This window comes from Chromobacterium haemolyticum (assembly GCF_002081825.1).
GTDB lineage: Bacteria > Pseudomonadota > Gammaproteobacteria > Burkholderiales > Chromobacteriaceae > Chromobacterium > Chromobacterium fluminis.
Genome location: NZ_MUKU01000005.1, coordinates 39720 through 54174, shown reverse-complemented (window position 1 = coordinate 54174; position 14455 = coordinate 39720). Strand labels below are relative to the sequence as shown.

Annotated in this window: 14 protein-coding genes; 7 read left to right on the top strand and 7 right to left on the bottom strand. The window is 65.0% G+C overall.

Translation table 11 applies throughout. The features are described from left to right. Positions 1-135: 135 nt before the first annotated feature. The gene (locus B0T39_RS04735; protein ID WP_141111088.1) at positions 136-1398 is read left to right on the top strand and encodes a hypothetical protein; all 1263 of its coding nucleotides are present in this window, start codon (positions 136-138) and stop codon (positions 1396-1398) included. Positions 1399-1439: 41 nt separating this feature from the next. Here B0T39_RS04735 and B0T39_RS04730 read toward each other — a convergent pair whose 3' ends face one another. The 4 genes from B0T39_RS04730 to B0T39_RS04715 all read right to left on the bottom strand — a co-directional run bounded on the left by B0T39_RS04730 (position 1440) and on the right by B0T39_RS04715 (position 5552). After that, complete coding sequence (locus tag B0T39_RS04730; RefSeq protein WP_081545040.1) at positions 1440-2384, bottom strand: ornithine cyclodeaminase family protein; 945 nt, start codon at positions 2382-2384, stop codon at positions 1440-1442. Then, entirely contained in the window at positions 2381-3343 is a 963-nt protein-coding gene (locus B0T39_RS04725; protein ID WP_081545039.1) for a threonine/serine dehydratase, read from the bottom strand. Before B0T39_RS04725 ends, B0T39_RS04730 begins: the two co-directional genes overlap by 4 nt. Continuing rightward, positions 3340-3945: a helix-turn-helix transcriptional regulator gene (locus tag B0T39_RS04720; RefSeq protein ID WP_081545038.1), complete on the bottom strand. Its 606-nt coding sequence runs from the start codon at positions 3943-3945 to the stop codon at positions 3340-3342. Before B0T39_RS04720 ends, B0T39_RS04725 begins: the two co-directional genes overlap by 4 nt. A 167-nt stretch (positions 3946-4112) precedes the next feature. Continuing rightward, positions 4113-5552, bottom strand: coding sequence for a PhoPQ-activated protein PqaA family protein (locus tag B0T39_RS04715; protein WP_081545037.1), 1440 nt, complete (start codon positions 5550-5552; stop codon positions 4113-4115). A 326-nt stretch (positions 5553-5878) separates the two neighbouring features. On the opposite strand from B0T39_RS04715, the gene B0T39_RS04710 reads away from it, so the two are divergent. Together B0T39_RS04710 and B0T39_RS04705 are read left to right on the top strand one after the other, a co-directional pair. Further along, positions 5879-6313: a hypothetical protein gene (locus B0T39_RS04710; RefSeq protein WP_081545036.1), complete on the top strand. Its 435-nt coding sequence runs from the start codon at positions 5879-5881 to the stop codon at positions 6311-6313. Positions 6314-6968: 655 nt separating this feature from the next. After that, positions 6969-7817 (top strand): glycoside hydrolase family 16 protein, encoded by an 849-nt coding sequence (locus tag B0T39_RS04705; RefSeq protein ID WP_081545035.1) that lies wholly within the window; start codon positions 6969-6971, stop codon positions 7815-7817. 25 nt (positions 7818-7842) lie between these two features. Here B0T39_RS04705 and B0T39_RS04700 read toward each other — a convergent pair whose 3' ends face one another. From B0T39_RS04700 to B0T39_RS04690, 3 genes are all read right to left on the bottom strand, one after another. Next, a complete protein-coding gene (locus B0T39_RS04700; RefSeq protein WP_081545034.1) occupies positions 7843-8106 on the bottom strand; it encodes a hypothetical protein in 264 nt (87 codons plus the stop codon). Between the two features lie 306 nt (positions 8107-8412). After that, the gene (locus B0T39_RS04695) at positions 8413-9042 is read right to left on the bottom strand and encodes a LysE family translocator (RefSeq protein WP_081545033.1); all 630 of its coding nucleotides are present in this window, start codon (positions 9040-9042) and stop codon (positions 8413-8415) included. 294 nt (positions 9043-9336) lie between these two features. Beyond that, a complete protein-coding gene (locus B0T39_RS04690) occupies positions 9337-9783 on the bottom strand; it encodes a GNAT family N-acetyltransferase (RefSeq protein ID WP_081545032.1) in 447 nt (148 codons plus the stop codon). A 199-nt stretch (positions 9784-9982) separates the two neighbouring features. Between B0T39_RS04690 and B0T39_RS04685 the strand changes: the two genes are divergently transcribed. The 4 genes from B0T39_RS04685 to B0T39_RS04670 all read left to right on the top strand — a co-directional run bounded on the left by B0T39_RS04685 (position 9983) and on the right by B0T39_RS04670 (position 14214). Next, a complete protein-coding gene (locus B0T39_RS04685; protein ID WP_081545031.1) occupies positions 9983-10297 on the top strand; it encodes a DnaJ domain-containing protein in 315 nt (104 codons plus the stop codon). A 130-nt stretch (positions 10298-10427) separates the two neighbouring features. Further along, positions 10428-11876, top strand: coding sequence for an alkaline phosphatase (locus B0T39_RS04680; RefSeq protein WP_081545164.1), 1449 nt, complete (start codon positions 10428-10430; stop codon positions 11874-11876). A gap of 42 nt (positions 11877-11918) precedes the next feature. Then, entirely contained in the window at positions 11919-13280 is a 1362-nt protein-coding gene (locus tag B0T39_RS04675) for an alkaline phosphatase (protein WP_254894489.1), read from the top strand. 268 nt (positions 13281-13548) lie between these two features. Then, positions 13549-14214 carry a hypothetical protein gene (locus B0T39_RS04670; RefSeq protein ID WP_081545029.1) on the top strand — a complete coding sequence of 222 codons (666 nt, stop codon included), beginning with the start codon at positions 13549-13551 and terminating at the stop codon, positions 14212-14214. Positions 14215-14455: the final 241 nt, after the last annotated feature.

Genomic DNA, 14455 nt, shown 5'->3' with positions numbered 1-14455 from the left:
AGGGGCCGGACATCAATGATTCAACACGACTTTCGATAAGGTTGACGCTGCCCAAGCGGCTAGTTATTCGTACGGAGTGCGATTTTATGCTGGAGAACTAACATGGTAGCCACGCCGTCAATCAGCGAGGCCATCATGAGAAACCTGAAATATCACGGCTTGTGGATAGGCCTGTTGCTGCTGGACATCGCCGCGCTGTACGGGCTGTCGCTACTGATGACGCCGCCTTTCTCCCGTTCACAGCTTGTCAGCCATTTCGCGCTAGGCCTGTTGGCCACCGCACTGGTGGGCGCGCCGATGATCCGCTTTCTGGTCATAGGCTGGGGCGCCCGTTACGAGGAATTCCGCAACCGGCTCAACAACGGCGCGCTGATCTATTACCTGCGCCAATTCTGGCAGCCGCGAACCGACAAGCACCCGCAGTTGAACACCTGGCCGCTGCCGGAAAACGAAGAAGTGGAAGCCGCCGCCGAGCAACTGTTCGAGCAGATCTACCGCGAGCACTATGGCCGCGCCGCCTTTCTCACACCGATGGCGCTGATGCTGATCGCCACCCTGTGCATGAGCATGCTCTACCTGCTCGCCGCCAACGGACAGCTGGTCATGCCCTTCAGCACGCAGATCGTCTGCGCCGCCATCGCCGGCGCCTATCTGTTCGTGGTCAGCGATATGGTGCTGAGCGTGCGCAAGCGCAGCCTCAATGTGGCGGACGTATACTGGTACGCGCTGCGCATGATGCTGGCCATTCCCATCGGCGCGGCCGTCAGCGCCGCCGGGTCCGCCGAGGCCGCTTCCGCCGCGCAGACCGTGTCCGCCTTCGCCGTCGGCGCCTTTCCGATGGACACCCTGTTCAAGCTCTTGCGCCGGCTGGCGACGCTGAACCTGAACGCCAAGGAACAACCGCAGGAAAACGACCAGTTGATCCAGCTGGAAGGCGTCACCGCCAATATCTCCGCCACGCTGGCGGCCGAGGGCGTCAATTCCATAGAACAATTGGTGTGCCTAGACCCGGTGCTGCTCTCCATCCGCACCGGCTTTCCGTTCAAATTCGTGCTGAGGCTGGGCTCCCAGGCCATCGTCTGGCGGCACTTCGGCCAGCACGCCGCCGCCCTGTCCGCCATGGGGCTGGCGGACGCGCCCGCCATCGTCACCCTCAACGAGATGCTGAAAAAAGAAGCGGGCTCAGCGCTGCGCCAGCAGGCGGACAATGTGATTGCCGACATCGTCGCCCGGCTGCAAGCCAAAGACGGCGTCGCGCTCTCTGCCGACACCGTCAAATTCAACTTCCGCCAGATAGGCAAGGAAAACTACACCCGCTTTCTGATGGCGGCGCAAAAACAGGGCGGCCACGCCCGGCCGCCCTTGCGGCCGGTGCACGGTTTCCCGCACGCGGCCTGAGAACCTGTTCATAGTCTGCCGCGCATCGGCGATACGGCGTCTCAGGCCTGGGCCTCCAGCACGCATTTGGCGATCTGCGCGTCCTGCACCGCCAGTCCGGTCAGGTCCGCCAGCGTGATCTCGTCCTCGCTTTGCCGGCCCGGCCGCTCTCCGGCCAGCACCTGGCCCAGCTCCGCCAAGCGTTCGCGGTCCAGCAGGCCGGCGGCCAGCGCGTGCGACGCCTCGCCATAAGCCGCGCACTGCGCGACGGAGTCCACCACGATGCGGTCCGCGCCGGCCACCAGTTCCGCCGCCAGCTCCTGCTTGCCGGCGGCGTCCGCGCCCACCGCGGTGACATGGGTGCCGGGCCGCAACCAGCCGGCTTGCAGAATGGGCCGGGTGGACGGCGTGCAGCTGACGATCAGCCGGCAGGCGCGCGCCAGCGGCTCCGCGTCCAGCGTGGTCCGCAGCCGGTAGCCCAGCGGCTCGAACTCGGCGGCGAAAGCCGCCAACGCCGCCTCGGAGCGCCCCCACACCCACGCCTCGCGGCACGGCGTGACCGCCTGCAAGGCGCGCAATTGCAAGCGCGCCTGCAAACCGGTGCCGACAATGCCTATCGCCTCCACCCGGCGTGGGGCCAACACCCGCGCCGCCAGCCTCCCGGCCAGCGCGGTGCGCCAAGCGGTGAGCCAGCCCTCGTCCCGCAGCAGCGCCAGCGGCGCGCCGGTATGGGCGCAGAAGCACAGCACCAGGCCCTGATTGCTGGGCAGGCCTCGCTTGGAATTATCGTAAAAACCGGACGACACCTTGACCGCGAACAGGCTCTCGCCCTCCACATAGCCGGATTTCACGCAGCAATCGCCGTTGGCTGCGGCAAAGGCGAAATGCTGGACCGGCGGCAGTTGTGTACGCCCGGCGGAATAGGCGATGAAGCCCTGCCGCAGCAGCGCCTCCGCCCGCTCCAGATCCAGCCGCGCCAGGATTTCATCCTTGTTGAAGATTTTCATGACACCGCCTTCAAAAACTTATCCAGCACGATGTTGCGGCCGCACAGCACCACCGCCACCTTCTTGCCCTGATAGCTCGGCGCCAGTTGCAGCAAACCCGCCAGCGCCAACCCGGCCGCGCCCTCCACCATCCAGCGTTCGGTTTGCGCCAGCAGCCGCAGCGCCGCGCGGATGTCCGCCTCGCTCACCAGCGCGCCATGGCGGATCAAGGCCTGGCACAGCTCGAAGGTCACCGCGCCCGGCTCCAGCCCGCCGGCGGTGCCGTCGGACAGGGTGTCGCCCTCGTCCACCTCGACGATGCGGCCGGCCTGCAGGCTGGCGTGCAGGGTGGCCGCCGTCTCCGGCCAGCAACCCACCATTTCCGCGCCCGGCGCCAGCCGCCGCATGGCCGCGCCGATGCCGGAAATCAGACCGCCGCCGCCCACGGAGACGAAAACCGCGTCCAGCTCCGGGCATTGCTCCGCCAGCTCCATGCCCACCGTGCCCTGGCCGGCCACCACCTCCAGATCGTTGTAGGGCGACACAAAGGGCAGGCCCGCCTGCCGCGCCGCCTCGCCGGCGCTCAGCTCCGCCGCCAGCGCATCGCCGTCCACCAGCTTCAGCTCCGCGCCCAAAGCGCGGATGGCGTCCAGCTTCACCGCGGCGGCGGACGCCGGCGCGTACACCGTCACCGGCACACCCAACAAGCGGCCGGCCAGCGCCACCGCCTGACCGTGGTTGCCAGTGGACGCGGCGATCACCCCGTCCCGCCGCGCCGCCGGGTCCATCAGCCGCAGCTTGTTGCTGGCGCCGCGGAACTTGAACGAGCCGGTGCGCTGCAGATGCTCGCACTTCAGATACACCTCGCAACCGGTCAAGGCGGACAAGGCCGGGCTGTGCTCCAACGGCGTGACCGACACCTGCGGGCGAATGGCCAGATGGGCGGCGGCGATGTCCTCAAACAGGGAATCCAGTTTCATGCTTGCTCCTTCAACTCTTTCAAATGCTTGAAAACCGTGGCGCGGCCCATGCCCAGCACATTGGCCACATAGTTGGCGGCGTTCTTGCCGCGAAACGCGCCCTCGTGCAGCAACGCCTCCACCAGCTCGCGCTTATGCTCGCGGTTGAGGATGGACAGGCTGAGCTGGCGCTGTTGCAGCCAGCCGTGGATGAAGCGGTTTATGCGTTCCTGCCAGTCGTCCTCGAACAACAAAGCCGGCTGCGCCACCAGCTTGCTGCCGGACAGGAACAAGTCCAGCGCCGCCCGCGCGCCCTCGAACACCGAAATGTCCAGGTTCACGCACATCATTCCAAGCGCGGCCCCGGCGTCGTCGCGCACCACCACGCTGATGGAGCGCAGTTTGCGGCCGTCCCAGTTCAGTTTTTCGTAAGGGCCGATCACCGTCGCGTCCGGCGTGTTTTCCAGCTCGTCCAGGCCGGAATCGTCGCCCAGCTCGCGCTTGGAGAAATTGTTGGCGATATAGGCCACGGACTGGGTGGCCAGGTCGTGCAACACCACCTCGGCATAGGGATAGAACAAGGTGGCGATGGCGTCGGCGATGGACTGGTAACGGGACAGCATGGCGGCACTCGCATTGGATCAATGAATCCATCGTAGACTTTTCAATCCAGAATGTAAATAAAAAAGTCCATACTGGACTAAAAAATACAAATCATCGTAAAAATAAAAGCCGGCTCAGCCGGCTTCGGGATCAGGCGCAGGCGGCAAACCGCCCGCCCCAAGCGCGATCAGCGCCCCAATTGCAAACGCGGCGCGCCAAACGGCACCGGCTCGCCGTTGGGATAGGCGTGCGGCCACACCAAGGGCGGCGTGCTCCAGGCGAAGTCCTGTCCTTCGAACTCGATGAAATAAGCCTGCCAGCCCGGCTGCGAGGCGTCCGGCTTGAACTCGAAGCGGCAGCTGCCGCGGCGGCACTGGCCCTCTATCCCCTTGGGCTGATAACGAATGCCGGAGTTAAAGCGGAAATCCCGGCTCGCGGGGTTATGCGCCAGCCACAGCGTCGCCTTGCCCGCCTCGCGCTCCGCCACGCTGACGCGCAGCCTGCCGCTGGCCGGGTCCGCGTCCACCTGGGCCCGCGGCATGGGCTTGCCGGCCAGCCAGCGCCGCATGAACTGCCGCAAGGCCTTGCCGATCTGATCGCCCTTCACATAGTGCGACTGATTGGGCAGATAGCGCAGCTGGGTGGGGCCGGTGAAAGCCGGTAGATAGCTCCAGGCCGAATCCGGCACCGCGAAATCATCGCCGGAGGCGGAAATCATGTACTTGCTCAAACGCGCCATGTCGGCGCGGTAATTCACTACGTCCTCAAACCGCAACAGGGCGTCCAGGCCGGCCCCGCCCTGCAGCACGTCCTCGGTGATGCCGTTGCGCTGATAATCGCGCAACGCCACCGGCCACTGCTGGCCGTAGCTGTTGTAAACATGGGTGAAGTTGTCGCGCACATTCCAGAAATCCGCCACCACCGGCACGATGGCGCGCACCCGCTTGTCGTTCAGACCGGCCAGCCAAGTGGCCCAGCCGCGCTTGGACGCGCCGGCCACCACAAAACGCTCGCTGCCCGGCAGGCTGCGCTGCAAGGCGTCCATCGCCGCGCTCACCGCCTGCGTCATCGGCAGGTGCAGGGAGCTGAAACGCTCCGCCTGCGGCTGATCCACCGTCTTGCGCCAGGTATAGGCCACCAGCGCGTCTTCGCGGCCGGTGGGCTGCTCGTCCAACTGCAATTCCTGGTTGGGCACGAAATACAGCTCGGCTACCGGCACGCCCAGATCGCGCGCCAGCGCTTCCGCCGGCAAGCGGTCCGGCAGCTTGGGCGGCTGCGCGTGATTGCTGCCGCCGTTGACGTACAGCAACACCGGCGCGCCCGGCTTGCGATTCAAAGGCAGAGCCAGCTTGTACTGCTGCTCCCACAGCGGCGCGTTGCTGACAATGCCGCTGCCGGCTCCCGGCCATTGCTGCGACACCATCCGGTACATCCGCACCTCCACTCCGTCCTCCACCACAGAGCTGAGCAGCTCGGCCGGTTGCTGACTGGCCTTGGCCTGTTGCAAATAGTCGGCGACCACGGTGGAGGCGGGCTGAACCGGCAAGGACTTGGCCGGCACAACGGCGGGCCATGACAAGCACAACGCGGCGCAGGCGCGCAGCGCGAGGGGGAGAGGAATGTTCATCGGCGGAATGTATTAATTGTTAGAGAGTGGGTGCTCGATTCTGCAATGTTTAGGGTAAAGACTCAAGACGTTTTCTGGCGTCGATATGTCAGCCGATACGTGACACCGTCCCGTCCACCTCCAGCCAGAGCGATCCCGTCCTATGCCTTGCACTCGCTTGACCCGCACGCTTGCCCCAAGCAGAATAGCCCAGTGCCGGCTAAGCCCCGGCACTGGGCTTGGAACCCCAAACCACGTATGGCGACGCAAGCGCTTCTTGCATTCGTCGTCGCGCCGCCTTCAAACAGGCCGGCGCACGGTGTTCCAATCCCAATCAGGAGACAAACATGTCTCAAACCCTACCCCCGCGCTGTTTCTACCGGCTCAAGCCCCACGAAAACCAAGCCACTCAACTGCCCTTCGTCCGTTATCTTCCGCTGCGCGGCCAGCCCCACCACTGGCAGATGCCGCCCGCCGACGACTACGTGGACGCCTGCGCCTATGGCCGCGAATGCGCCGCCCATCTAGCCCAGTTTTTCAAGGACCAGCCTCATAGGCTGAATCAGGGCCTGCTCGGCAAGATCGCCCGCGATGTGGATTTCAACGACCCCGGCCACGCCCGTGGTTATTGGATGGGCTTTTTCAACTACGCCGAGCAATTGATGGCGCTGGGCGCCATGCGCTGCGATGTGTTTGCCCATGTGGACAGCGTGCACGCCTTGCATCAGGCGCAGACGCGGAAGTCCGAGCTGGAAGGCAAAGTGCCGTCCCGCCATAGCTAAACGGAGAAGGCGGCGGCGCGCCCCCAGCCCGCTGCCGCCCTCCCCGCGGTGCTCTATAAAGAAGCCATATCCTTAGAACGTGTTTACGATCTCGCGAGCAAGGGCGAGACAAGGCGAAAACGAGCGAAAAAGCGGAATGTACTCGTGGTACATGAGCATTTTGAGCTCGGTTTCAACGCCGTATCGCCGACGCGCAGTAGATCGTAAACAGGTTCTTAGAGCCCGGCCGCGCGGCCGGGCCTGCCCAAGCTCAGGCAAGCCTTGCGCGCCGGCTTGTTCGCCAAGGAAACCGCCTTCATCTGGGACAAATACCGGCTGCACGACTTGTTCCTGGAAACCCAGGCCTCCTGGCAGTAGCAAGCCGCACCCACGCGGAAAACCCCCTCCAACGCATCGCCGGGCCGCCTGTCCCAAAGCGCAGGCACGATTCATGACCAATGCATTAATCTTCAACGATAAATCGCGCCATGCCCTGTTGGCGCAATAACTTACAGCCGCCCGCTTTTAAAACTTCAAGCCGGGCCGATAAAGGCCCCTACTCTCCGACCGCGCGTCTGTTTCCGCGGCGCTTGGTAAAACTGCCAAGCGCCGCCGCGCTACGCCGCCCCCGCTTCCGGCTATGCTGAGCGCCGGACACACTCGCGCGAGGCAAGCGATGAAAAACAAGATAGCGGCCTGCGCCGCGGGCATGGCGTTGCTGGGCGGCAGCGCCGCGGCGGCCAATTGGCAATTGGCATGGCAGGACGAATTCAACGGCGCGGCGCTGGACAGCGCCAAGTGGCGGCTGGAGTCCGGCCCCGGCCCCTGGGGCCTGCACGAATTGCAGTATTACACCGCCGGGGACAATGTCACGGTGCGCGACGGCGCCTTGCATATCGCCGCGCGGCGGCAGGCTTACGGTGGCCGCGACTACACCTCCGCCCGCATGCGCAGCCAGGCCGCCTGGCGCTACGGCCGGATCGAGGCGCGCATCAAGCTGCCTTATGGCCAGGGCATGTTTCCGGCGTTCTGGATGCTGAACCAGCAATGGGATCAGCCCGCGCATTACGGCGAGATCGACATCCTGGAAATGGTGGGCAGCGAGGCCGGCGCGGAAAACGCCACCGTCTGGGGCAGCGCGCACCGGCCCAAACCCGGCGCGCCGGCCGGGACGGTGCAAACGGCGTCGGCCTCCTATGTCACGCCGGACCTGGGCTGGTTCAACGACCGTTTCCACGATTTCGCCGTGGAGTGGTCGCCGGCGGCGATCCGCTACTTCGTCGACGGCCGGCTCTATCAGACGGTGACGATGAAAACCGACGGCGGCGACGGCTGGCGCGCCTTGCAAGAACCGGCCTTCATCGTGCTGAATCTGGCGGTGGGCGGGGATTGGGCCGGCGCGCCGGACGCGTCCACGCGCTGGCCGCAGGAGATGGTGGTGGATTACGTGCGGGTGTACCGGGACGCCGCCGAGCCCGCCGCGCGCCGTCGGGCGCCGGCGTCGGCCGCTTCGCCGCTGCGCTGAAGCTCCCGATGCCAGTGCTGCGTCGTCATTCCTGGGGCGCGCGCTCCAACTGAGGCTGACGCAGCAACTGGCCCAGCAGTTCGCTGCGGGCGGCGATGTAATGATCGAAACGCCATTCGTTGATCAGTGCCACCGCCACGTCGAAATAGGTGCTGTCGATCTGGTAAAGGCTGTCGATGTCGAATGGCTGCTTTAGGTAGAGCGCCAGCGCCAATTCCTTCAACACCTGCGCCTGGTAGGGATTTTCACCGGAAACCATCATCCGGCCAATCTGCTTGGCGGCGTTCATCTGCTCTCTCCATCCCGGTGACCGCTCCCATTCGCGAGCAGGTTCATGGTTCGGTGTAGGCAGCGGGTTTCCACAATAAAACTGACAGAAAGAACACAAACACCGGCCTTCCTCTGTCACATGGCAGTCACACCAACGTTCTAAACTAAGGTGTTGGTCCGGAAATTCAGTCCTTCCAACTCCTTTGTATTTGGCGATTGTCCTCTTGCCGCCCCCAGGGGCGGCTTTTTGTCGCCCCCGGCAATAGACCCAAATAAAAAAACCCGCCAAATTCGGCGGGTTTTCCGTGGCGGTAAAACGACGCGCTCAGCTCATATCGCTACGGCGGTAGAGGCTGAGGCCGATGGCCAACACCGCCAACATGCCGGCGCAGCTGCGGTTGATCCAGCCCATCACGCGGGCGGAGAAGGTGCGCATCGCGTGACGACCGCCGTAGGCGTAGATGAACATCATCACGCAATCCACGCTGGCGGTGACCACGGCCAGAATCAGGTATTGCGGCACCGCCGGCTGGTCCTGGCGGATGAACTGCGGCAGGAAGGCCGTGAAAAACAGCAGGCCCTTGGGATTGGACAAGCCCACCACCAGGGAACGCAAAAACGTGCCGCGGCCGCTGGCCTCGCCGCTCTGGGCGCTGGCGGCCAGCGCCTGGGTGGGCGCGCGCCACATCATCCAGGCCAGGTAGACCAGATAGGCGGCGCCGCCCCATTTGACGATGGAAAACAATTGTTCAGACGCTTGCAACAACGCGCCCAGGCCGCAGCCCACGGCCGCGATCAGCAGCAGATCGGACAGCACCGCGCCGGCAAAGCCGTAACTGGCGATGCGCATGCCGTGACTGGCACCGTTGTTGAGCGCCAGCAACATGGACGGACCGGGGGTGATCATCACGGCGCTGACGGCGACGATGTACAGCAATAAGGTGGCGAAACTCATTCAAAACTCCAGGACGGCTATCATCTATGACTTGGCGCGGCCACCCGAAAACAGTCGACGACGAAGGCGCGCGCGAAACGCGGCGTCTTGGCATGAAACAGGGAACGGGGTGTTGCGGACAGGGGCGGCAAACAACGCAGAGCCGGCATCATAATATAAAAGCCGGCGCGGCTGTAGTGGCATATTGGCTTATGCTTATGCGCTTAAAGAAGAAGCGCTCCCTCTTTACCTGCCAGTCACGCGTATCCGGCACGCCCCCGGCTCTTCAGTCTCGTCGCCGGAGGCGCGCCTCGCTCAGCCCTCGCGCCGCTTCTCGTACAACAGGTCCCCGCCCTCGGCCGGGCCGGCCTGCCGCCAGCCCTGGCGCCGATAAAAACCGTTGGCGCGGATGGCCGCGTCGCCGTCGGTGGTCAGCCGGATCACCGGATGGCGTTGAAACAGCGCGGCCTCGGCCTGGCTCAGCAGTTGCCGGCCCAGGCCCAAGCCCTCGAACTCCGGCTTGATGAACAAGGCGAACACTTCGCCGGCGTCCAGGTCCGCCATGGCGAAGCCGGCCGGCTGGCCGTCCTGTTCCGCGATCCAGGCGCAGGGCGCGGCGGCGATGGTTTCGGCTATCGTCTCCGGCGTGATGCCCAGACCGGCCAGTTGCTCAATGGAAAGGTGGTTTTGCCGGACGCTGGTGCGGATGTCGAACAGCGCGGCGATGTCGGCGCGAACGGCCGGACGGATGGTGGAACGCATGCTTTTCCTTGCGAGCTGCGGCCCCCCGGATCGGCAGGCGGCTCTAAATTAAAGAACATAACCGGGCTGGGTGGGACCGCCCGCCGGCGGCATAGTTCACCCACCGTGGCCCCGCGCCGGGAACCCGCGGCCGGCCCGCCGCTCCATATTGCTATGCCGTCCGCAAGCGCGGGCGGCCCCCTACCAAGGAGCCGTGTTGATGCGATTGATTGCGCTGCTGTTGTTTGCCCTGTTGGCCTACTGGCTGATCCGCCGGGCGTTGAGTCCTTCTCGGCCGGAGGCGCCGCCGACCAACCCCATCTCCGATACCGAACGCGCCTGCCAAGTGCTGCAAATCGCCTGGCCCTGCTCCACGGAGGAGCTGAAAGCCGCTTACCGGGCGCGGATGGCGGAATACCATCCGGACAAGGTCAGCGCTCTGGGCCTGGAGCTGCGCGAACTGGCGGAACGCAAAAGCAAGGAAATCAACGCCGCCTATCAACGGCTGCTGCCCTTATGCGCCAAGCGACGCTAAGCGCGGCTCTCCAACGCTCAAGTCGTCCTTCCGGTTGACCACGCAACAAAATCTTCATCAAAACCTCTCCTGGCCGAAACATGCGCCCACTATGCTGGGCCGGTTTTTTTCATGCCCGGAACATAACATCATGCGCACCCTCAGCCTAACCCTGGCCGCGACGGCCGCCATCGGCCTGGCCGCCTGCGGCAGCAACGGCGGCCCCGCCAGCGGCTCCGCCAACAACAACCAGGGCCTACGTCCCGTCGCCAAGAACGTGATCTTCTTCCTGGGCGATGGCATGGGCATCAACACCACCACCGCCGCCCGCATCTACTCCGTGGGCGAAGACGGCGAACTGACCATGGACACGCTGCCGGAAAGCGGCTTCGTCAAAACCTTCTCCAACGACGCCCAGGTCACCGACAGCGCGCCGTCCATGTCCGCCTACATGACCGGCGTGAAGATGAACAACGAAGTCATCTCCATGTCCACCAACACCCAGGCCAAATCCCCCACCGCGGACTTCACCTCCAACTGCGGCAGCGGCAACGGCCAGCCGGTCAGCACCCTGCTGGAGCTGGCCAAGGCCGGCGGCAAGGCCACCGGCGTGGTCACCACCACCCGCGTCACCCACGCCACCCCGGCCGCCACTTACGCCCACGTCTGCCACCGCGACGCCGAATCCGACATCGCCGCCCAATTGGTGCCGGGCGGCGCGCTCTTCAACGCCAAGCTGCAAGACGGCGTGGACGTGGTCTTCGGCGGCGGCCGCCAGTTCTTCCTGCCCAAGGCCGCCGGCGGCAAGCGCGCCGACGGCCGCGACCTGGTGGCGGAGCTGAAAGCCAAGGGCTACGGCTACGCCGCGGACAAAACCGGCTTCAACGCGCTGGACCCGGCCAAGACCACCCGCGCCGTGGGCCTGTTCACCAGCAGCCATATGAGCTACGACCTGGACCGCGACGCCGCCAAGGAACCCAGCCTGGCCGAGATGACCGCCAAGGCCATCTCCATGCTGGCGGACCGCAAGGACAAGCAGGGCTTCTTCCTGATGGTGGAAGGCGGCCGCATCGACCACGCGCTGCATGAAACCACCGCCAAGAAAGCGCTGCAGGACACCGTGGCCTTCGACCAGGCGATCAAGACCGCTATCGACGCGATGAAACAGCGCGATCCGGACCTGAAAAACACCCTGATCGTGGTCACCGCGGACCACGACCACACCCTGGTGCTCAACGGCTACGCCCAGCGCACCGGCAAGACCACGCCCAGCAACCCGGGCGTGCTGGGCCTGGTGAAAAACTATAGCAACGGCAGCGTGGCCACCGACGCCGACGGCATGCCCTACTCCATCATCGGCTTCGGCAACGGCGAAAACCGCGTCAACGGCAACCGCAACGCCGCCACCGCGCTGACTGACGCCGCGGTCTCCGCCAACGACTACCACCAGGAAGCCGCGGTGCGCATGCCGGCCGGCGGCGAAACCCACGGCGGCACCGATGTCTTCATCGGCGCCATCGGCCAGGGTTCGGACGCCTTCCAGGGCTTCCTGGAGAACATCGACGTGTTTGGCCTGGTGAAGAAAGCCGCCGCCCTGTAACGCCGCACCCGACCCCGCGCAAACCAATACAAGAGAACCGCAATGAAACCGATGATGAAACCGCTGCTGAGCGTTGCCGCGCTGGCCGCCGCCCTGCACGCGCTCCCGGCCCAGGCCGCGGGCGAAGCCAAGAACGTGATCTTCTTCCTGGGCGACGGCATGGGCCCCACCACCGTCACCGCCTCGCGCATCTACAAATACGGTGAAGCCGGCAAGCTGAACATGGAACAGCTGTCCCGCACCGCCCGCGTCAAAACCTTCTCCAACGACGCGCAAACCACCGACAGCGCGCCGTCCATGTCCGCCTATATGACCGGCGTGAAGATGAACAACGAAGTCATCTCCATGTCCGCCGACACCCGCGCCATCGACCCCAACAGCAACGGCACCGGCAACTGCGGCGTCGGCAACGGCCAAGCGGCCACCACCCTGCTGGAGCTGGCCAAGGCCAAGGGCAAGGCCATAGGCGCGGTGACCACCACCCGCGTCACCCACGCCACCCCGGCCGCCACTTACGCCCACGTCTGCCACCGCGACGCCGAATCCGACATCGCCGCCCAGGCGGTGCCGGGCGGCGCCGGCTACAACGCCAAGCTGGGCGCCGGCCTGGACGTGCTGATGGGCGGCGGCGGCAAATTCTTCCTGCCCACCGCCGCCGGCGGCAAGCGCCCGGACGGCCGCAACCTGCTGACCGAAATGCAAGCCAAGGGCTACACCCTGGTCAGCAACGGCAGCGAGCTGGCCGCCTTCAACCCGCAATCCGGCAACAAGCTGCTGGGCATCTTCAACAAGGACCACATGGACTACGAGCTGGACCGGGTGAAGAACAATCTTAACCAGCCCAGCCTGGCCGACATGACCGCCAAGGCCATCGACACCCTGTCCCGCAACGGCAACGGCTATGTGCTGATGGTGGAAGGCGGCCGCATCGACCACGCGCTGCACGGCACCAACGCCAAGCGCGCGCTGGAGGACACCATCGCCTTCGACAACGCCATCAAGACCGCGCTGGCCAAGGTGGACCTCAACAACACCCTGATCGTGGTCACCGCGGACCACGACCACACCATGACCATCAACGGCTACGCCAAGCGCGGCAACCCCATCCACGACATCGTGCGCGGCTACGCCGACGGCAAGGAGTCCAAGGACGCGGACGGCGCCACCTACACCGCGCTGGTATTCGGCAACGGCCCCAACCGCAAAGCCACCCGCGTATCGGTGGACTCCGCCACCGCGATGGGCGACGACTACCAACAGGAAACCGGCATCCGCCTGTCCAGCGAAACCCACGGCGGCGGCGACGTGATGCTGATGTCCGGCGGCGCCGGCTCCAAGGGCTTCAAGGGCGTGATGGACAACACCAAGGTGTTTGGCCTGGTGAAAAGCGCGCTGGGCCTGTAAGAACCTGTTTACGATCTGCTGCGCGTCGTGGAGCGTTACACGGTGAGTACAAGCTCAAAATGCTCATGTACCACGCGTACATTCCGCTTTCTCAGCCGTTTTCGCCTTGTCTCGCTCTAGCTCGCGAAATCGTAAACAGGCTCTAAACCCCCGCCCCCGCGATGAGCTCCGCGCCGGCGCCGCTCCAGGCCCGGCGCGGCCGTCACGGATTCACTCCATTCGGCTTGCCCTCGGGCAAGCCTCCTTTTACGCATTAAGAAAGACCTCGATGAAAATCCTGCTGCCGCTGGCCTTGCTGGCCCTGTCCCCGGCCCTGCGCGCCGCCACGCCGGATCTGGTGGCCACCATCAGCTACGAAACCGTCACCATCGGCAACGACGGCGTGGAAAAAACCATACGCTATCGGGAAAAACTGACCCGCCAGGGCAAGCACGTCTGGCGCGAACGGCTGAACGCCCACGCCGGCGGACACGATCACGACCATGGCGCGGAAGACGGCCACGATCATATCGACTACGCCGCCGCCAGCCGCCACGTATGGCTGGACGCCAAAGGCCAGCCGCGGCTGGAGTTCGCCCTGCCGCAACAGCGGCTGCTGGTGCAAGTGGGTCAGCGCGAATGGGGCGACGTCGGCTTCGACGGCTCCTGGATCCTGGCCAGCCAGTTGGTGGACATCGCCAAGCTGAAAGGCTTTGCCGTCAGCGCAGGCGCGGACGGCAGCCGCTGGTATCGCAAGACCGCCAACGGCCACAGCAAGCAATTGCAGTGGAGCGCGCGCTGGGCGCTGCCGCTGCGGGTGGAGTCCCGCTCGCAGGACGGCCGCCATCGCGAGAGCATGCGCGTGGACATCCGCCCGCTGGCCGCCGGCCAGCCGCTGCCGTGGGCACAAACCAGCCGGCTGCGCGGCAAGGACTATATGGATACGCTGGACTGAGCAGCCCCTCTCGCCAAACCCGACGCGGCGGCGTAAGCCGCCGTGCGCCCCCGCCTGGAAAACGGCACAGCCCCCCAAACCACACCTGACAATAAGGTCAGGCAGCACCATTCAAGCAGCCAACATTTGATCCAGGCCCTTGTCACGTCATTGTCCTGATACTTAGAATCCCCTCGCTATCTAGTCTCTTGAGCCAAAAACACCCCTCAGACACCCTCCTGCGCGAGGGTACCTCTATTTT

What these genes read in the sequence shown, in the direction of transcription:
- B0T39_RS04720 (WP_081545038.1), bottom strand. Translation starts at nt 3,945, where the DNA reads ATGCTGTCCCGTTACCAGTCCATCGCCGACGCCATCGCCACCTTGTTC.
- B0T39_RS04730 (WP_081545040.1), bottom strand. Translation starts at nt 2,384, where the DNA reads ATGAAAATCTTCAACAAGGATGAAATCCTGGCGCGGCTGGATCTGGAG.
- B0T39_RS04715 (WP_081545037.1), bottom strand. Translation starts at nt 5,552, where the DNA reads ATGAACATTCCTCTCCCCCTCGCGCTGCGCGCCTGCGCCGCGTTGTGC.
- B0T39_RS04705 (WP_081545035.1), top strand. Translation starts at nt 6,969, where the DNA reads ATGAAAAACAAGATAGCGGCCTGCGCCGCGGGCATGGCGTTGCTGGGC.
- B0T39_RS04675 (WP_254894489.1), top strand. Translation starts at nt 11,919, where the DNA reads ATGAAACCGATGATGAAACCGCTGCTGAGCGTTGCCGCGCTGGCCGCC.
- B0T39_RS04710 (WP_081545036.1), top strand. Translation starts at nt 5,879, where the DNA reads ATGTCTCAAACCCTACCCCCGCGCTGTTTCTACCGGCTCAAGCCCCAC.
- B0T39_RS04735 (WP_141111088.1), top strand. Translation starts at nt 136, where the DNA reads ATGAGAAACCTGAAATATCACGGCTTGTGGATAGGCCTGTTGCTGCTG.
- B0T39_RS04670 (WP_081545029.1), top strand. Translation starts at nt 13,549, where the DNA reads ATGAAAATCCTGCTGCCGCTGGCCTTGCTGGCCCTGTCCCCGGCCCTG.
- B0T39_RS04690 (WP_081545032.1), bottom strand. Translation starts at nt 9,783, where the DNA reads ATGCGTTCCACCATCCGTCCGGCCGTTCGCGCCGACATCGCCGCGCTG.
- B0T39_RS04680 (WP_081545164.1), top strand. Translation starts at nt 10,428, where the DNA reads ATGCGCACCCTCAGCCTAACCCTGGCCGCGACGGCCGCCATCGGCCTG.
- B0T39_RS04725 (WP_081545039.1), bottom strand. Translation starts at nt 3,343, where the DNA reads ATGAAACTGGATTCCCTGTTTGAGGACATCGCCGCCGCCCATCTGGCC.
- B0T39_RS04700 (WP_081545034.1), bottom strand. Translation starts at nt 8,106, where the DNA reads ATGAACGCCGCCAAGCAGATTGGCCGGATGATGGTTTCCGGTGAAAAT.
- B0T39_RS04685 (WP_081545031.1), top strand. Translation starts at nt 9,983, where the DNA reads ATGCGATTGATTGCGCTGCTGTTGTTTGCCCTGTTGGCCTACTGGCTG.
- B0T39_RS04695 (WP_081545033.1), bottom strand. Translation starts at nt 9,042, where the DNA reads ATGAGTTTCGCCACCTTATTGCTGTACATCGTCGCCGTCAGCGCCGTG.